The following is an 18,020-nucleotide window of genomic DNA, read 5'->3' on the forward strand; positions in this document are numbered from 1 at the left end:
TACCGGCACTTATTCGTCACCTCGGCCGAAGCGGAGAGGTCTCTTTATAAGTTAGAGATTACCTTCGGTGAAATAGTTCCTCCGCTCCGTTTCACTCGGGTCGGAATGACGGGTAATGTTAGGACGCCCAACATGACAGGAGCATAGCAGCACAACAGTCCGGCACCACTATGTACTGAAGCCGATAGAAGTGCCCGCCGGAATCGTGCCGTAACCGATTCCGGATGTCTTTTTTGGGTACCTTTTTGGACACGCAAAAAGGTACAAAGCATATAGAACAATACCTCATGTCTAAAACATCTTCGTCAGCCGGAGTTCTTCCCCCGCTCCGGTAAGAACGGGTGGTACCATCCCCCCACCCCCGGGGTACCCTTCGGTACCCAAAACCCGGCCGCGCGCAGCCTTTACCCAAGCGCGCGAAGCAATTTGCTAAATTGTTGAAGCTTCTTTCCCCGGCAGCCCACCTGTACAGGTGGGCTGGCCACCCCTCAGCCTTCAACATCGGAGGTTTTTAGGTACCCGGGGTATAGAAAAAAGCTTCGCCCGCTCTACTCATATTAAGCCCCGCCGGGGCTATATGTAGGTAGCCTATATGTAAAGCAAGGTGCAGAGCCCGCTTGATGGGCGACCTATTTGGGACAAGGGCGACCTGAGGGACAGGCAGGCACCTATTCTGTTTTAATTACGAGGTATAGCAGTAATTCTATTTTTAGATAAAATTTAATTTTGTCGCATATTTATAAATAAATACTATTTTTATAGTATTTGAGACTATTTTAATAATATTTTATTTAATAAACCAAAATCTACAACACCATGCATTACGGCATCATTACTTTTGGCTCCAGGGGAGATGTACAACCCTATATTGCATTAGCATCAGGATTAATGGAGCAGGGAAACACCGTTGCAATTGTAGGGAATGAGAATTTTTCTGATTTTGTGGCAAAATATGAGATCCCTTTCTACCCGCTTCCGGTGGATACGCAAAAAATATTGCAGTCGCCGGAAATAGCGGGCATCCTTAAATCCGGTAATGTGATCGTTTATTTACGGGAACTGGGAAAGTTGATCCGGAAAGATCAGGCCGCCGTTCTGGAAAAAATGGTCAGCTACTGTGCAACTTTTGATGTGCTGATAGCCACCCCGCTTACCGTGGTATGGGTATTTTCTGTAGCAGAACGTTTAAAAAAGTCCTGGGCGATTATTCAGTTAACGGTTCCTTCGGTGCCAACTGCAGTCTTCCCGTATCTGGGGCTTGATTTTTTCAATGCGCCGGTTTATAACCGGTTTACATACCGGTTGATGCGGTGGCTTTTCTGGAAAGAACACAAAAAAGATGTGCAGGAACAGCGGGCATTGTTAAAATTGCCGCCACTTAAAAAATCATTACTGAAAATAATAGATGATCAGCAGGTTTTGCAGTTACATGCGTTCAGCCGTTTTTTACTTCAACGGCCTTACGACTGGCCGCAGGAAGTGTCTGTTACCGGCTTTTTAGACCAGAATCGGGGAAAAACGCCTGTAGCCGGGCAGGATGCCAGTACGGAAGAACCGATCAGCAACTGGCTAAAGCAGGACGCCCCGCCCGTTTATATTGGCTTTGGAAGCTTTCCGGTTCCGGATCCGGCAATATTTTACAGGATTTTGGAATACCTATTGAACCATACAGGAGAACGTTATATTTTCTGCCAGGGCTGGAGTCAACCCATTGAGCTGCCCAAAAGTGAACGGGTCTTTGAAGTAAAAGCAGTAGACCATTCGTGGTTATTTCCGCAATGCAAACTGGCTGTTGTACACGGCGGAATCGGAACGATCGGCGCCGCGCTCCGTGCTAAAATACCGATAGTTGTTGTTTCCGTTTTGGGCGATCAGCCAATTTGGGGAAGGTTTATTAAACGGAAAGGCTGGGGCGCGCATCTTTCTTTTAAGAAGCTATCGCCACAAAAACTTTTAGCTGCTATCCGGACTGCTGATCAGGATGCCATCAGAGCTTCCGTTCTGCAAGTTGGCGGCATGATGGAACAGGAGAACGGCGTTGCTGAGGCCGTTTCAAGGCTTGAAGCGTATTTTAAAACGTCAGCACAACCATTGCTGACGCAAAAGAATTTGTAAGTAAGGTCACTTTTCAGCTTTATGCAGCGCCATTTTTAATTGCGTCTTTGCATGTTCTCTTTCGCCATGGTTCGCTATTTCCAACGTTAGCGCTTTTTGATAGAATTGTGCGGCCTTTGCATAGGCTTTGTTTTTAAAGCAATAGTCGCCCGCCAGTATATAACTGTTGTAGAAGGTGGGATTATCAGCTACCAGGCTGTCAGGATCTATTTTTTCACCGTCCTGGATCTTTGCACGGTAAGCCCGGAACTGTTCAAAACGCTTAAACTGGGGTGTATAGATAAGAGAATCTGCAGGAATGGTAAGGGCCGTTTCATTGACCTCTGTATTTTTGTTCATGCCATGCAGGGCAAATATTTTTTTAAGATCATAACAAACATAAGGCCCCAGTTGCCAGGGCGCGGTGGAGACCCATACCAGCAGCTTTTGCGGCTCAAAAACAATGGAATGATGTGCAATAAACTGGTTTACCGCTTTTTCATTGCCCATGCCAATGTCCGCGTTATTGATACCCCGGCAATCCCGCAGGATGGCAATGGTTTTTTGTACCGAATTTTTTTCGTTAGCTGCCAGCAGCTGGTTCAGCCGGTTGTAACGGTAAACGGAAGAGCTTTTTTCACGCATTTCCTTATTGGGTTCCGAATTCCAGAAAGTAGTACTTTGAAAATGATTGGTACAGAGAATGGAGTTTTTATGCGGATCATAAATGGCTAATGAATCCGGCGTTTTCTCAATAATTACGGCTTTATTATCAGCTGCCGAACCTACCAGGAAGGATTCGGAAACAAACATTTTACGCTTTTGGGCGATGGCCACCGCTTCATGAATGTTCTTTGCATATTGAACGATTTCCCGCGCTACCAGCGAAACCGGGGTTGCCGCGCCGGTAGGGTAGCTACTTTTGGCGGCGTTAATGGTAACGGTAAGTCCTTTTTCGTTCATACCGGATACCACACCAATAAATCCACCCCAGGTTACGCTCATATATTTATAGCCGGAAGAGGGGTTTACAAACTCCACAATTTTATTTTTTGCAAAATCGTCCCCTACATAAAAATCAAAGTTGCGGCCAATGATCAGGGTACTGTCTTCCGAAGCAGCCCCCCAGGTGCCAAACGAAGTGCAACCCACCAGTGCCAGGGCTTGCAGGGCATGACCAATATCATGTGCAGAGTGATAGTTTAAAATGCGCTGGTATTTATCGCCAATATAACCATAGTTATCGGAGGCCGAGCGGGAAACACCAAAGATCTCGTCTTTATATTCTTCGGTTACATAGTCCGGCAGCTTGCGATTGAACCAACCAATGAAATATTTTAAAAAATGCCGGTAAAAGCTGGAAGGCACCAGGCGGTTGATCTGTGCGCTGAAATAATCTTCCTGTAATTGCACCAGCTCTTTGCTGAGCTTACCGTTGATCACGCCCCGCTCAAAAGGAGCGCCTTCCACATACAATTCATATAAACCGGAACTGCTTTTGCGGAACCAGCTGTTACCGATGGTGTATAAACCCGTATCCGGTTGCTGCCGTTGTAATTGTAAAGCTGCGGTGTCTTTTACCTTCGGTTCCGGGATGTCTGAAACCCAGGCCAGGTAAGCAAATAGTAAGCCAAAGAACAATACAATAACAGCCAGCACCCGTAATAATCTTCGTAAAAATCGCTTCTTCATTTTGTGTTCGTTTTACGGCGTACAGAGCCATCGTTTTGCTTACTCATTTGCAGCTTTTAATGCCTGAAACTCAATTTCCGCAGATAAACGAAAATTGGTTTGTTTCATTTTATTTAATATCGGTTTTATTGAGGGAATAATGCCTTTTAATTTCGCTTTAATAATTATACCCAAAGTGCCGGTATAGGTTAGTCCAAGATGGCGTGCTATTTTTCTTCCTTTTATATCGTCCAGAATGATTGTACTATCAGGGGTTTCCAGTGCTAAAGCAATGGCACTTGATTCTCCTTTATCGATCTGCATTTCCAAAAGTTGCTGCCGGTATTGATCCTTTACAGCAATAATCTCCACCCATTCAGGAAAAGGATCGCCATATTCTGCAGCGATATCCGGTGTGGTTGTAATTTGCCCGTAAACCTTATGTAAAAGTTCCAGTTCGCCAATGTTAGCAAGAATAATGAAACAGCTGGTGTCTGAAATAATTGTTTTAGGCATTTGCTACATCTCCTGAAAGTTCCGATGCAGGAAAATTAAAGATAGGAACGTCGTAGCTACCTAATAATTCTGCAAATGCTCTTTTTGTTAATCCGGCAACTTCAGCGGCTTGCCCTAGTGAAAGCTTGCCCAGTTCATAAAGCCGACTTGCTACCAGCATTGCGAGTTGCTGGTTGTCTACATCTAAGCCATCCGGAATATTTAATGTCAATACTTTCATAATTGCAAATTTACTATTTATTTTTTTTACGAAAGATTACGGCGTTGAAGGCATTTTTTGTGGTTTTATACATTTCTTATTTTATCTACCAGTGTATCATCATTAAGCAACAGGGAGCAGGTTAATACTGCGGAGAGCGAAGTTCCTAAAATTCCATGCAAATTGAGGCTTTGTCCTGTTAAAAACAGGTTGGGGATTTTGGTGCGCGGACTGATGACGGTTTGTAACGGGTTTTTATAATCTTTTTGCACGCCGTACATCGAGCCATCTTCCAGTCCAATATAATCGCGGTTAGTCAGCGGGGTAGCGGCATAGCTGTACTGAATATTTTCAACAATTTCCGGGAAGCGCTCTTTTACCAGCTTTAACAATTGTGCTGTTTTCCGTTTTTTGAAGGCTTCGTAAGAGGTGCCACGGTTACTTTCTTTCCCCTTACGGTTATAAGTATCCTTCCATTGTTCCACATCCCTGAACCACATGGGCGTTAAAACAGAAATGGTTGCGGCATAGGAGGGGTTCTTACGGTCGCGGGTATAATACAAGCCATAACCCAACGGCCAGTTGGCTTCCGTGTAATCATTCATATTCCATAAACACCCGTCCTTATGAAAATAATAATTGTGATTTTTATAAGGAACCGATCGCGGCTTTAAAACAAGGTGCAGTGAAAAAGAGGATACCGTATTGGGCAGTCCGCTGATCCGTTTGCGATACACATTTTTTAAAAGGGGCGAATTGGTAAGATTTAGTGTAGCTGCAGGGTTGATATTGGAGATAAAATAACGCGCGCTGATGGTGGCGCCGTTTACTATTTCAATATGGGAAATAGCTCTGTTGGTTTCCACGATCTTTTTTACTTCGCAATTGCGCAGGACAGTTCCTCCGTGTTTTTTTATTTCCGCTGCCAATAGTTTGGCGATCTGCGACCCGCCATCCACGCATTTCCAGCTGCTTTCGATATAGCTGTTTACAATGAGTGCGTGTACGTGAAAGGGTGTTTTACCGGCAACACCGGAGTAGAGCAGGTTATTGCCCGCCAGCACGGCCTGTAATTTCTTGTTATTGGTAATGGACGCGATGGTTTCCTGTGCACCCAGGCCCAACACATTGTTTTTTACGGACGCATCGTCTGTGGTTAAGTGATAAAGTGGAAACTTGCCACACACTTCTTTTACCCGTTCGCAATAGCGGATAATGGCTTCCTTTTCTTCCGGGAAATCGGCCACGAGATTTTTAATGAACGCATCATAACCCTGGCTCTGCACATATTCCTTCGGATCATTTTCCAGCAGGATGTGATCAAAGGCCTCCTCCATTTTTTCCAGCCGGAGTTGATCCATGATACCGGCGTATTTAAAGACCTGGTACAGATTCTGGCCCTTGGCCAACCCTCCGATATAATGCACCCCGGTATCAAAAAGCTGCTTGTTACGCGAAAAGGTTTGCAGATTGCCGCCAAGCTGTTTGTTCTTTTCCACAACACAAACCCGCAGCCCTTCCTTACCCAGTATGCTGCCACATAAAAGGCCACCCAATCCGCTGCCGATGATGATAACGTCGTAATCCATAGGTTTCAGATCATGCAGGTGCAATACTGGATGTTTTTTTACCCACAGCGTTTTTCTTATTCCGCAGCTTATTGCCCCAATCGGAAATGGCTTGCAGCATAGGCCCTGCTGATTTGCCTGCTGCAGTTAATTCATATTCTACTCTGGGAGGCACTTCCGGATAAACGATGCGTCTGATCAAACCGTGCTGTTCCAGTTCTCTCAGCTGTGCGATCAACATACGTTCCGATACGCCGGGAATCGATTTTAATAATTCATTATACCGCATTTTCCCGTAAAGAAGGTTAAAAAGAATGGTGGGCTTCCACCGGCCGCCAATAATGGATAAGGCATGAACAACCCCGCAGTTCCGGATCAGTTGCGCTTCATTCAGTGCATTTGTGGAGTTTATTTTACGCATACTTACTTTTTTGTCAGTACTTAACAATTTTATCAGTACTTGTAAAAATATAAATATCTGCACAATTTTACGGCTTCATTTAAAAAAATTACTATGAAACAATTAGAGAGTAAAACAGTATTGATAACGGGTGGCAGCAGGGGAATAGGCGCTGCCATTGCACAACGGCTTGCGCGGGAAGGCGCACAGGTTGCGCTCACCTACAAAGCTTCTCCGGAAAAGGCAGCGGAAGTAGTAAAAGCCATTGAAGAGCAAAACGGGAAAGCAACAGCGATACAGGCGGATAATGCCGACCCACAGGCGATTGTGAACGCAGTTGAAACAACCGTAAAGGAATTAGGCAGACTGGACATTTTGGTGAATAATGCGGGCATCGGTGTTTATAAGGATATCAATGCATTTACGGTGGAGGATTTTGATGCGATTGTAGCGGTGAACATACGGGCCGTTTTTATGGCAGTAAAAGCAGCCTTGCCTTATCTGAAAAGGGGCAGCCGGATCATCACCATTGGCAGCTGCCAGGCTGATCGGATGCCAGGCCCGGGCGGTGCGCTTTATGCAATGAGTAAAAGCGCCCTTACAGGCTTTACAAAAGGTATTGCAAGAGATCTGGGGCCAAAAGGAATTACCGCTAATCTGGTGCATCCCGGCCCGGTGGATACGGATATGAATCCCGCAAACGGCCCTGCTGCTGATTTTCAGCGTTCTTTAATGGCGCTTGATGCTTTTGGAACCGGTGATGAAATTGCATCACTGGTGGCTTACCTGGCCGGACCGGAAAGCAGTTATATTACCGGGGCCGGTTTTTTGATTGATGGCGGAACAAATATTTAATAGTAAAAGGAAATTAATGTATTCAGATTTTATACGAATCTGGAGCTTCAATAATCTTTGGGTGACCAAAAAGTAATGTCAGCCTGAGCCTGACGAAGGCTAATCCCAAGATATTTATTTGTGCGATTATCATTTTTTTATAAAATTAAATTTGTAAAAATTAAAGTTGACTGGTTAGCCTTATTCTACATTTATAAAGTTGCTTCCTGGGTACGCTAATTTTCGTGTTTTCTCAGTACCCAAATCACATTGGAGGTGTACTTTGTATTATCTACCCGCTCAAAGGAAAGTCCATGTTTTATTGCTAACTCTTTGATCATTTTTCCGGAAAGGAAATGCAGCTCATTGACCGTTTTGTTGAAGGAGAATATTTTGGTGGAAAAGAATTCGGTCAGCCGGGTACCTTTATGTTTCGCTTTCAGATCTTTATCCCCATCGCGGATCACCAGCACGCCGCCTGGTAATAAGCTTTGAATAGCTTTTTCAATAACAGCTACCTGCTGTTCCGGTTGCAGGTAATGCAGCACATCACTAATGATAATACCGTTATAGCTTTCAAAAGAAAACCGGCTGATATCGGCATGGATAAAATGAATGTCGTCCGTTTTGCTGAAGCAGTGATTGGCGGTATCGATCTTTCCTTCATCATAATCCACACCTGTAATACGGCGTTTTTCCTGGCTGCTCCAGTAAAGAATATAGCTCATAAAACCATAGCCGCAGCCCAGGTCCAGGATGCTGCCCTCCAATGGCATCACCTTATGAAAAGGCTGGTAATAGTTTTCCAGCCGCAGCTTTATTTTTAAATACCATTCCAGTACCGGGCCTTTATAAATATAATTAAAGAACAGGTGCTCTTTAAAATATTTTGGCTGTTCCAGTTCTTTTGTTAATTGGGTGTGCTGTTCCCTGAAGTATTTTGAAACAGACCGGGTACGCTCCTGGTAAGAGCTGCCCCAGCTCAGATCATCTGCTTTGATCCTGGGTAAGTATTGCGCTGTAATGGGGCCGTTCTTTAATAAGTAATCGCCTTTTGTCATGGTATAACCCAATCCATGTAATAAAACGGGAACAATATCCAGGTGTAACTTTTCCGCCAGGTAAAAGGCGCCTTTGTGAAAGCGTTTGATAGGTGGGCGCGCACTACGGGTGCCTTCCGGGAATACCACAATAGAATAACCTTTATCGGTAAGTGTTTTCAGGAGCGGCACACTGTTCTCAATACCATTGGCAACCGGATAAAAATCGGCCATGCGGATAGCCCATCCAAATACCGGCGACTTCCAGACCCAGCGGTTGGTCAGCAAGATCAGCCGGGGGTTCAGCATGGCCATTTTTAAAATATCCAGAAAGGATTGGTGGTTGGCAATAACAACTGCAGGTGTTTTAAATGTTTCGTGTGCAGGATTATTAATTTTTTTTCTGAAATTGCCCATAATATACAGCACCGACATGCAAAACTTAGACAGTAATACATGGTAAATGTATTTTCCTTTTTCTTTATTGAAAGGATTCAGCTTTACCAGGAAAAAACCAACAAGGGTCAATAATAGACTGGTGGAAGCAAAGTACACAAATGAAAAAGAAGAACGGTGCCAGCTCCAGAGGGTCCAGGGATGGAATTTCCGTTTGATCCTGCTTTTAATAAAAAGATTGAAGAGAAAAGGTATTAATATCTGCGACATTAATACCACGCAGAGGATACCGGTAACCGAAATGAACGAAATGGATCTTAGCGCTGGATGCTTTGCAAAACCCAGCACACCCAACCCTGCAATAGTGGTAATGGCAGAAAGCAGGATGGAAGATTTATAGGAGCTTAATAATTTTTTACCGGTTTTATATTCCGATAAAAGGCCGTCCATTACAAATAAGCTGTAATCATCGCCCAGGCCAAATATAAGCGTGGACACGATAATATTTACAATGTTGAATTTAATACCAGCAATCGCCATAATGCCCAGTATCCATACCCAGCTGATGAGCATTGGAATGAAAGCCATCAGCATTAATTCGATCCTTCCAAATGTAAGGAACAATACCACTGCTACCAGGATGGATACGATCCAGGCAATACGGTTGAAATCATCATTGACCATTCCCGTTAACCGGTTGGTGAGGTACTGGCGGTCTAAGACCACGGCATTATCGGCTTTTTCAAGCGTATTGATGACGATTTGCTTCTGCTGCTCCGGCACTTTCAAAAGCGTAACTACCGAAGCGTGGCCGGGCTGTTCCGTAATATAATCATCAAGATAAGTATTGCGGATATCCTGCAACTGCTCTTTATTAACCGGCGTAAAATCGGTATTCAATAATTGCTCAAAACCGGCAAATGCATTTGCTTTAAAGCCGGTTGCGACGCCCTGCGCTTTTATATCCGAAAGCAGTTGCTGCTTCTTTTCAGTCGTCCAGTAAGCATTCCAGCGATCGATACGCTTTTTTTGCAGCGAATCTGACAGCAGCAGGGAGGCAACCCCGGCGCTGCTATTGACTTGTCCGGTGGCTTTAAAACTGTCTATTGTATTTTGCAGCTGCTCGCTTCTGCTGAGGGCATTCTCCAGGCTGTTTCCTTCTGCCACCAGATAAACAGATTTTAAGGAAGACCCGCTGATGCTGTTGAGCTTTGCTTCGGCCTGCTTCAGCTCTTTGGACATATAGTTGAGCTGCGTCATGTCCGGCTCAAACTGCACCTTTTTCATGTAAAACAGGAAAACAATGGTCAGTACAAAAATGAGCGCCACCAGCCATTTATTGGTTTCCGGCCGCACCCCGGCCAGCTTATCCAGCCAGGAATGATGCCCTGCGGGGCTTTGTGCCGATCTGCCCAGGAAATGCGGCAGGAATACCAGCGAACAAATAACAGCGCCCACCAGGCTCAGTCCCGCAAACAACCCGAGGTCCTTCAGCATATCGGAAGTAGCATACTGGAGCGACAGGAAACCGGCGATAGTGGTAAAGCTTCCAATGGTTAATGGAAAAGAAAGATCCCTGATCACCTGCCGCACATTGCCTGTATGGCGGTAATGATTAAAAACGTGCAGTGAATAATTGATCACGATCCCCAGCACAATGGACCCTGTACCCAATGCAATCACAGAAATACTGCCTTTGATCAGATAAATAAGAGCCAGTGAAAAGGCAGCCCCATAAACAACCGGTACCAAAATCAGCACCGGTGCCCGCTTCTTTTTGAAGTAAAATGCAATGAACAGCACCAGGAATACTATAGTGATGCCTTGTGTGAACAGCGTATCCTTTCTTAGCTGGATGGCGTTGCCTTCAGAGACAACCGCCCCGCCGAAATAATAAGGCTGTATCTGCGGGTGCAGTAGCCGTAATGAATCAAAGGTGTGATCCAGAATATCGAAAAAGCGTTTATTCATACCGGTGTTACCGGCTGCATATACGGGCGTAATGAACAACAGCATGGTTTTGTTGTCCTTTGTGATGATATGATTATCGTACAGCTCAAAATTATCATCAAATTGCAGCTGCTGTAATTTTTTCAATGCCAGGAACGAAATACCACTCGGATCATTACGGATCACATCATTGATCGCAAAGCCTGAGGGGGAGCTTAATAATTTAATATCATTTGCCAGTGTTGCTTTTAATACTTCCGGCTGCCTGAACGTATCGATCTTTGCATAATCTTTTTCTGACAAAAAAACGGGGAGATGTTCCTGGATGGTCTGAAACAATTCCATTGTAAAATCATCTTCCACTTTGTACCTGATATTTTTAATATAGGGTTTTGCTCTTTGCTGCAATGCATCTGCCAGCTCATCTGTATAGCTTACCAGGCTGTCTGCTGCTGTACGGCCGGTATCTTTTAAGGATACCATAATGGCCAGCTTATCGGCGAACTTTGAGTTCCCAAAAACCTGCGTCAGCTTTTCCGTTTTCTGATCTTTGGGAATGATGGCATAAACATCCTCTACAAATTTTATCCGGCTGGCAAAGAGCAGGAACAGTGCCAGCGTTACAAAAAACAATGAATACAGTAAGGGTTTCCTCGGTCTTAAAAAATCATATATGGAAATAAAAAACTGCTGCATTTGTTTTTCCCTTATTCGTGGTTAGAGTTGGCAAGGAGAGGTTTGTTTTTTTTTGCCAGTTTTAAAATTAAAAGGGTCATCAGCCAGAAAAGGAGGGCTGCAAGAACCGCCAGGGTCAGGCTGCCGTAAAGATATTGTTCCAGGTTCTGACCGATATGTTTTAATGTGAGCTGCTTTGTAAAAGAGATGTCCACAGCTCGGCTCCCCATCCAGGGTTTCCCCATTTTATAGCTCAAAAAAACAATGAGTGGTATCATGGGCGGAATGCTGATATTAGCCGCTAAAATAAACAATGCTTTGTTCAGTTTCATGAAATGCGCCAATGGAATGCCGATCAGTAACTGGAACCCCCACAGGGGAATAATTCCCATAAACCCGCCAAAAGCTATAGAATTGGCTTTGGTCATTGCCGATTCATTCGGATTGAGTATGAGCTGTTTTAGCTGCTGCTTCCAGTTTTTTTTTGTAAAGCGCCGGAAAAAATCGCGGGGCTTTATGTATAAAAAGGTGATCAGCACCAGCAATGTGTTTAATACGCTGATACGGCTGAAGTCTTTGAAGGGCCGGAAATGAGTGACCCGTTCTTCCTTTGGAGGGTAATACACGGTAATCGGAACCCAGGTGACCTTAACACCTGCCCAGGCCAGACGGACAATCACCTCAATTTCCAGTTCATATTTGCGGGTAAATAACCGCATTTTGCTGATGGGCGCCAACGGGTACAGCCGGTAGCCGGTTTGGGTATCCGGGCAGTCAATGCCTGTTTCTACCTGGTACCAGAAATTGGAAAATTTGTGCCCGAAGCTGCTCTTGCCCGGCACATTATCGGCTGTTTCCATATTCCGGCTGCCCATGATCAGCGCAGGTCCTTCCTGTTCCAGTTTTTCCAGGAACAGGGGCAGGTCTTTGGCAAAATGCTGCCCGTCCGAATCAAGGGTGATGGCGTACTGATACCCCAGTTCAATAGCTTTTTTAAAAGCGATCCGCAAGGCAAACCCTTTACCCTTATTGGGACTATAACCGATTACTGTGATACTGGGAAATCTTTTTAAAACCCCGGGAGTAGCGTCAGTAGACCCGTCATTGACTACAATAACCTGCTGTGTATATTGCAAAACATCCGTAACCACCTGTTCAATGCTGGAGGCATTGTTATAGGTGGGAATGATTACACATACGCCCAGCTTTGAAAATCGGTCTGAAATATCAGCGGGTATCATTGAACTGTTAAGTGACACAAGCTCCAAAAATAAAACTTAAAATCCTAAGCCCCCAAATCTTAAATCACCCAAAAATGATCCTTATGCTCTTCTGCCTGCCTTAAAAGCACGGAGTAAAGACATTTTTTAATATGCTAATGATTGTCAGCGTTTTTTTTGGTTTTGGAAGAAACCACCTACATTACTAAATGATTAATTTTTTATCAAATAGTATATCTTTAAGATATATTTTTTATCATTAAGATATACTATTTGTTTTTGACATAACCAAAAAGTTTATCTTTGTAAGATAAATCTGGGTAAAAGTAACAATGTATCAGCGTTATATATATGAGAATCTGCTGGCCCACCTCGGCAAAAAACAGGTGACTGTTATAACCGGTATGCGCAGAGTAGGGAAAAGCACGGCTGTGAAATATGTACTGGCAAAGGCAAAGAATCCGAATAGCTTGTATCTGGATTGCGAACGTATTGAGATTCGTACACTTTTGAGCAAGCCGGATTATGAAGAAATAAAAGAAGATTTAGAATTACGTGGCATTGATATGAGCAAGCCCTGCATATTGGCGTTTGACGAGATTCAGCTGGTTGAAAACCTGCCAAGTTTTATTAAGTATTTGTATGATACTTATGGGGTAAAGTTTATAGTAACAGGCTCCAGTTCCTACTATATGAAAAATCATTTTTCGGAAAGCCTTGCAGGCCGGAAAAAAATTTTTGAAATGTACCCTTTGAGCTTTAAAGAGTTTTTGATTTTTAAAGAAGTATGGACAAAAACCTTTGAGCGCTATAAATGGCAGCCGTACAAAGAAGCCTGGTATAATAAAGCCAAAGACTGGTATAAAGAGTATATAACATTTGGAGGATTTCCTGAAGTAGTGCTGGAAAAAGATACAACAGCTAAAAAGGATCTGCTGCTGGATATTATAAACTCCTATATTGAAATGGATGTAAAAATCCTTTCGGATTATTCTGTCGGTGAAGATCTGTACAAGCTGGTAAAACTGCTGGCAGCCAGAAGCGGCAATAAGGTAGATTATAGCAAGCTGAGCAGTATAAGCGGCATTAACCGGCAAAAGACGGCCTCTTATATACAACTGCTGGAGCAGACGTATCTTGTTTATCAATTGTCACCCTTTACCAAGAATATCGACAGGGAAATATCCCAGCAAAAAAAGCTGTATTTCAGCGATACAGGTATCTTAAATGCTTTGGCAGAAAACCAGCTATCCGGCGGACAGGTATTTGAAAATGCAATTGCCGCCCAACTGAAGCCTTCAGGTACTTTACAGTATTATCAAAAAAAGAGCGGGCAGGAGATTGATTTTATTTATAACGGGGATACCGCTGTTGAAGTAAAGGAAACGCCGTCTGTTCAGGACTTAAGCATACTTTTTCAACGTGCAGGCTCGATAGACCTTAAGAAAAATATGGTAATAGGCAAAAGCCCTGCCGCCGGTGGGTTTGTCGATTTTACCTGGGGCGGTGTAATCTGGTAAAGATGGTTTATTATTATGGGAAAGGAACATTGCTTTTGGCCTTCTGATAGGTCAAAGGGAACAGGAGAGATAAAGAAATGGTGGTAATACTATTTCGACATAAAAAGAACACTGTAATCCAGAGGTAATCATAAAAGCATTGCCTTTAAGCTGCCAATGACAGATGGCATTATGCAGTGAGGATCAGTTATACTTTCGTCATGCGTAGCCGAAGCATCTCTTCAACTCTGGGACCTTTCGTCCCGAACGTTCGGGATCGCTACGCTGCGCTGGTGACGACTTTTTTTGTCATCACCTCATTGCTTTTGCAACGCAAATAAATACCTTGACATGACATTAGAACGTATATCTTGCTGCGATACCTGCTGTTGGATGAAAGGTATCATAATCATCCGGTGCTGTAAAATGAATAACAGGGCGTACGTCCGCCGAAAGATTGAGAGGGATCTTTGGAAATTTATAATCGATGCCTCCCGTGGGGTAAATTCCAGCCCCAAATCCATCGTACCGGCCCACTTTTGCGCTGGTATTAAAAAATACCAGGCCTCCGCCCACAAACCATTTTAAACCGGGCACCGGCTTTATAGCGAAATGATGCTGATAGGTTCCTGCAAAGCTTACACCCGGTGCATGCCTCCGGTCGCCGTTATACCAGTAATCACGGTTGCCAAAACCCAGGTTTAATTCAATAGCGCCGGGCTGCGCTACAAAGAACTTATAAGATGCGGCAACAGCTTCATAAGAGGTATTGGAGCTTAAACGCATACCAATGGCCTGTTTATAGCTGGTTTGCGCATATGTGAGCATAGATAGTGCAATAAAAACTGCGAAAAAGGTGATTTTTCTCATTGATAACGGATTTACGTTTCCTATATTAACAATAAGTATACCAAAGGAGCCGGATCTTATTAAGATTGACAGGTTTTAGTTTGCCAGGTTGGGCACCTCGGCCTTGTAAATGGCATCCAGTATATTACCGCGAATGCTCAGCCGGCTCAGCCAGGGATTATCACGGGTAGGGTAAACACGGTTGGAAAGAAAGATGTACAGGATATTGTATCTGGGATCTACCCATACACAGGTGCCTGTAAAGCCGGTATGGCCATAGGCCTGAGGTGAGGCATATTTACCGGGATAGGGATCGTGGCTGGTGGCGTTATCCTTTTCCGGTTTATCAAAGCCATACCCCCTGCGGCTGATAGGGCTGTGATAAGCAGTGAAATATTGTATGGTTTCCCATTTTAAAAAACGCTGGCCGTTCAGCTCCCCACCGTTTAAAAGCATCTGGTAAAGCTTTCCCAGATCATAGGCGTCAGAAAACAGTCCGGCATGCCCGGCAACGCCTCCTCCCAGGGCGGAGCCTTCATCATGCACGGTGCCCTGTATCAACTGGTTGCGGAAATGTGTTTCTTTTTCTGTAGGTACGATTACATCAAGCGGGAACCGCTCCAATGGATGAAAGCCGGTGGTAGCCATGCGCATGGGCTGATAAAAAGTCTTTTGTACATATTCTTCCAAAGGCATCTTTGTAATAGCTTCTACAATTTTGCCAAGGAACCAGAAATCATTATCGCTGTAAACATATTCCTTACCGGGCGGAGTAACAGGGCTTTCCAGTATCTCTCTCCAGATCGTATCCTTATAATCATTCCGGATATAAAGATCCCTTGCCACCTGGGTGGTAAACCCTTCAGTGGCCGTTGTCCGGTACAGATCATTCCTTACGGTGCCATCAGGGTTTAATGTTTGTTTGTAGAAAGGAATAAACGGCACCATTCCTGCCTGGTGCAGTATAATGTCTTCTAAAGTAAGCTTTGCCTTATTGGTTTTTCTTGTCCAGGGAAGATAGTCCTCCAGTCTTTTTTTAAGATCGATCTTACCTTCTTCATACAATTTCATTACAGAAACCGTTGTTGCGGAAACTTTTGTAACAGAAGCCAGGTCAAAGATGCTGCTCAGCTGCATAGGATGGGTGGAGTCATATTCAAAATTGCCAAAGGCTTTGTGAAAAACGATCTTCCCATCTTTGGCGGCCAATATAACACAGCCCGGATAGGCCTTCTTTTGAATGCCGTCTTCTGCAATAGAATCAATAGCTGCAAAACGAGCGTCATCTATCGGCCGCATAAAGCCACTTTGCGTGTCTTTCTGGATCATTCCTGTTCCAAACTTCCAGTTGCAAACGGTAACCGGCAGTTTCCCGGTTGCCGCAAATTTTGATAATAACCAGTCGGCTGCCACATTCTGAAAAACAGGATCATCTTCATAGGCCGCCACTAAAGAGCTGGCTGTGCAGAAATTGCCTAAAGATAACGGGTTGCCAAATACCATGGTAACCGCATTTTGCCGGTTCAGGCTATACCAGTTCTGAAGCGCATTTTTTGAAATGCCAAAATTGCTGCCTCCCTTCCGGAGCCCTATGTTATGAAACCCGATAATAACGGCATCGTATTTTTCATCGATCACTTTTTTTACAACAGTGCCGCCTTTGCCAATGGCATCATTATAATTGATATAATAAACGTCTGCATTCAGATCGTCCCGTAAGCGTTTGGCCAGTGTAGTTTGTGTGCCGTCTGTAAAAGCCACATAGGCAACCTTTTTGCCTTTCAGTGGCAGGTTGAAAAAGTCATTACGGAATCCATCCGGGTTTACCATGTTTACAATGGTTAATGCCTTCTGTGCAATTTTTTCACGGAGGGCATCGGTTTCTGCATTCAGGTCTTCAGTAAGGTGCTCAGTGCTTACCGGCTCGGGGTGGTTTAAGCCCAGGTTGTATTTTGCATGCAGTACCCTTCTTACCTTGGCTTCAATATCGTTCCAGTTTAACCGGCCCTTTTTTATGGCATCATTTACGGCTTTAATAGTACCGGGAACGCTTTCAGGCAGGCAAAGCATATCATTGCCTGCAATTAAGGATTCAACCGCGATAGTGCCGCCGGGAAAATATTTGGCCACGCCTTTCATTTCCAGCGCATCTGTAAATACCAGCCCGTTAAAGCCGAGCTGTTTGCGTAGCAGCCCGTCTACTGCACTTTTTGAAATGGAAGTGGCGTGGTGTGGTGTAGGGTCTATGGAAGGTACAAAAAGATGTCCTACCATAATGCTCTGAACACCGGCCCTGATCATTTCTTTAAAAGGATATAATTCCAGGTCGGCAAGCTGGTTCACGGTTTTATTAATGACCGGAAGATCAAGATGGGAATCCACCGCTACATCCCCGTGGCCGGGAAAATGCTTGGCACATGCCATGATGCCGGCGTCCTGCATACCTTTCATATAGGCAACGCCCATTGCAGCTACCTTATATTTATCTTCTCCAAAAGAACGGAACCCGATCACAGGGTTGTTGGGATTATTATTTACGTCCACATCCGGTGCATAGTTAACGTGTACTCCCAGGCGCTTATGCTGCCGCCCCACGGCCAGCCCCATTTCATATACCAGTGAGGTATCTGAAAGCGCACCAATGGTCATCTGGTAGGGAAATTTTATAACACTATCCAGCCGCATGCCCAACCCGTATTCGCCGTCTATGGTAATCATCAGAGGCGTTTTGGCTAAAGACTGGTAATAATTGGTAAGATTGGCCTGGCGTACAGGGCCTCCCTGGAAAAAACAAAGAGCGCCGATATTATATTTTTGAATATCGCCCGCAACTTTGGCAACGTGATCTGCCTTAAGATTGGAATGGGCCCTTACAATGATCAGCTGCGCAATGCGCTGGTCTTTGCTCAGGCTCTTATAAACACTGTCTACCCATTTATCTTCCGGTAAGCTGCTTTTATACTGGGCATGAATAAAGCCCGGGATAAAAAAAGCAATTAACAGCAGCGCATACAATCCTTTACTTTTCATTCTATGGATTTTATTGGTTACGGATGTTTACAAATGTAACAGATTCCTTAAACAAAACGGAGTCCGCTCATCAAAAGCG

General features: G+C 44.3%; 12 protein-coding genes. 3 read left to right on the plus strand and 9 right to left on the minus strand.

Annotation, left to right across the window (positions count from 1 at the left end):
* Window positions 1–816 precede the first annotated feature (816 nt).
* Entirely contained in the window at window positions 817–2,115 is a 1,299-nt protein-coding gene (locus tag A8C56_RS00525; RefSeq protein ID WP_067750686.1) for a glycosyltransferase, read from the plus strand.
* A gap of 6 nt (window positions 2,116–2,121) precedes the next feature.
* Here A8C56_RS00525 and A8C56_RS00530 read toward each other — a convergent pair whose 3' ends face one another.
* The 5 genes from A8C56_RS00530 to A8C56_RS00550 form a co-directional block, all read right to left on the minus strand.
* On the minus strand, window positions 2,122–3,786 hold the full coding sequence (locus tag A8C56_RS00530; protein ID WP_067750689.1) for a C45 family autoproteolytic acyltransferase/hydolase: 1,665 nt from the start codon (window positions 3,784–3,786) through the stop codon (window positions 2,122–2,124).
* Between the two features lie 39 nt (window positions 3,787–3,825).
* Entirely contained in the window at window positions 3,826–4,281 is a 456-nt protein-coding gene (locus A8C56_RS00535; protein WP_067750692.1) for a DUF3368 domain-containing protein, read from the minus strand.
* A complete protein-coding gene (locus tag A8C56_RS00540; RefSeq protein ID WP_067750695.1) occupies window positions 4,274–4,501 on the minus strand; it encodes a UPF0175 family protein in 228 nt (75 codons plus the stop codon). Before A8C56_RS00540 ends, A8C56_RS00535 begins: the two co-directional genes overlap by 8 nt.
* A 65-nt stretch (window positions 4,502–4,566) precedes the next feature.
* The gene (locus A8C56_RS00545; RefSeq protein WP_067750698.1) at window positions 4,567–6,069 is read right to left on the minus strand and encodes a phytoene desaturase family protein; all 1,503 of its coding nucleotides are present in this window, start codon (window positions 6,067–6,069) and stop codon (window positions 4,567–4,569) included.
* A gap of 10 nt (window positions 6,070–6,079) precedes the next feature.
* The gene (locus tag A8C56_RS00550) at window positions 6,080–6,469 is read right to left on the minus strand and encodes a winged helix-turn-helix transcriptional regulator (RefSeq protein WP_067761377.1); all 390 of its coding nucleotides are present in this window, start codon (window positions 6,467–6,469) and stop codon (window positions 6,080–6,082) included.
* Between the two features lie 93 nt (window positions 6,470–6,562).
* On the opposite strand from A8C56_RS00550, the gene A8C56_RS00555 reads away from it, so the two are divergent.
* Window positions 6,563–7,303 (plus strand): SDR family NAD(P)-dependent oxidoreductase, encoded by a 741-nt coding sequence (locus A8C56_RS00555; protein ID WP_067750701.1) that lies wholly within the window; start codon window positions 6,563–6,565, stop codon window positions 7,301–7,303.
* A 215-nt stretch (window positions 7,304–7,518) separates the two neighbouring features.
* Here A8C56_RS00555 and A8C56_RS00560 read toward each other — a convergent pair whose 3' ends face one another.
* Both A8C56_RS00560 and A8C56_RS00565 read right to left on the minus strand, forming a co-directional pair.
* A complete protein-coding gene (locus A8C56_RS00560) occupies window positions 7,519–11,364 on the minus strand; it encodes a 1-acyl-sn-glycerol-3-phosphate acyltransferase (RefSeq protein WP_067750704.1) in 3,846 nt (1,281 codons plus the stop codon).
* A gap of 11 nt (window positions 11,365–11,375) precedes the next feature.
* Window positions 11,376–12,584, minus strand: coding sequence for a DUF2062 domain-containing protein (locus A8C56_RS00565; protein WP_067750706.1), 1,209 nt, complete (start codon window positions 12,582–12,584; stop codon window positions 11,376–11,378).
* 311 nt (window positions 12,585–12,895) lie between these two features.
* Here A8C56_RS00565 and A8C56_RS00570 point away from each other — a divergent pair, with 311 nt between their 5' ends.
* Complete coding sequence (locus A8C56_RS00570; RefSeq protein ID WP_067750709.1) at window positions 12,896–14,083, plus strand: ATP-binding protein; 1,188 nt, start codon at window positions 12,896–12,898, stop codon at window positions 14,081–14,083.
* A 336-nt stretch (window positions 14,084–14,419) separates the two neighbouring features.
* On the opposite strand, the gene A8C56_RS00575 is transcribed toward A8C56_RS00570, so the two are convergent.
* Together A8C56_RS00575 and A8C56_RS00580 are read right to left on the minus strand one after the other, a co-directional pair.
* Window positions 14,420–14,932: a hypothetical protein gene (locus A8C56_RS00575; RefSeq protein ID WP_067750712.1), complete on the minus strand. Its 513-nt coding sequence runs from the start codon at window positions 14,930–14,932 to the stop codon at window positions 14,420–14,422.
* 75 nt (window positions 14,933–15,007) lie between these two features.
* On the minus strand, window positions 15,008–17,941 hold the full coding sequence (locus tag A8C56_RS00580) for a glycoside hydrolase family 3 N-terminal domain-containing protein (protein WP_067750715.1): 2,934 nt from the start codon (window positions 17,939–17,941) through the stop codon (window positions 15,008–15,010).
* Window positions 17,942–18,020 lie beyond the last annotated feature (79 nt).

It is taken from the genome of Niabella ginsenosidivorans (genome assembly GCF_001654455.1).
Lineage (GTDB): Bacteria > Bacteroidota > Bacteroidia > Chitinophagales > Chitinophagaceae > Niabella > Niabella ginsenosidivorans.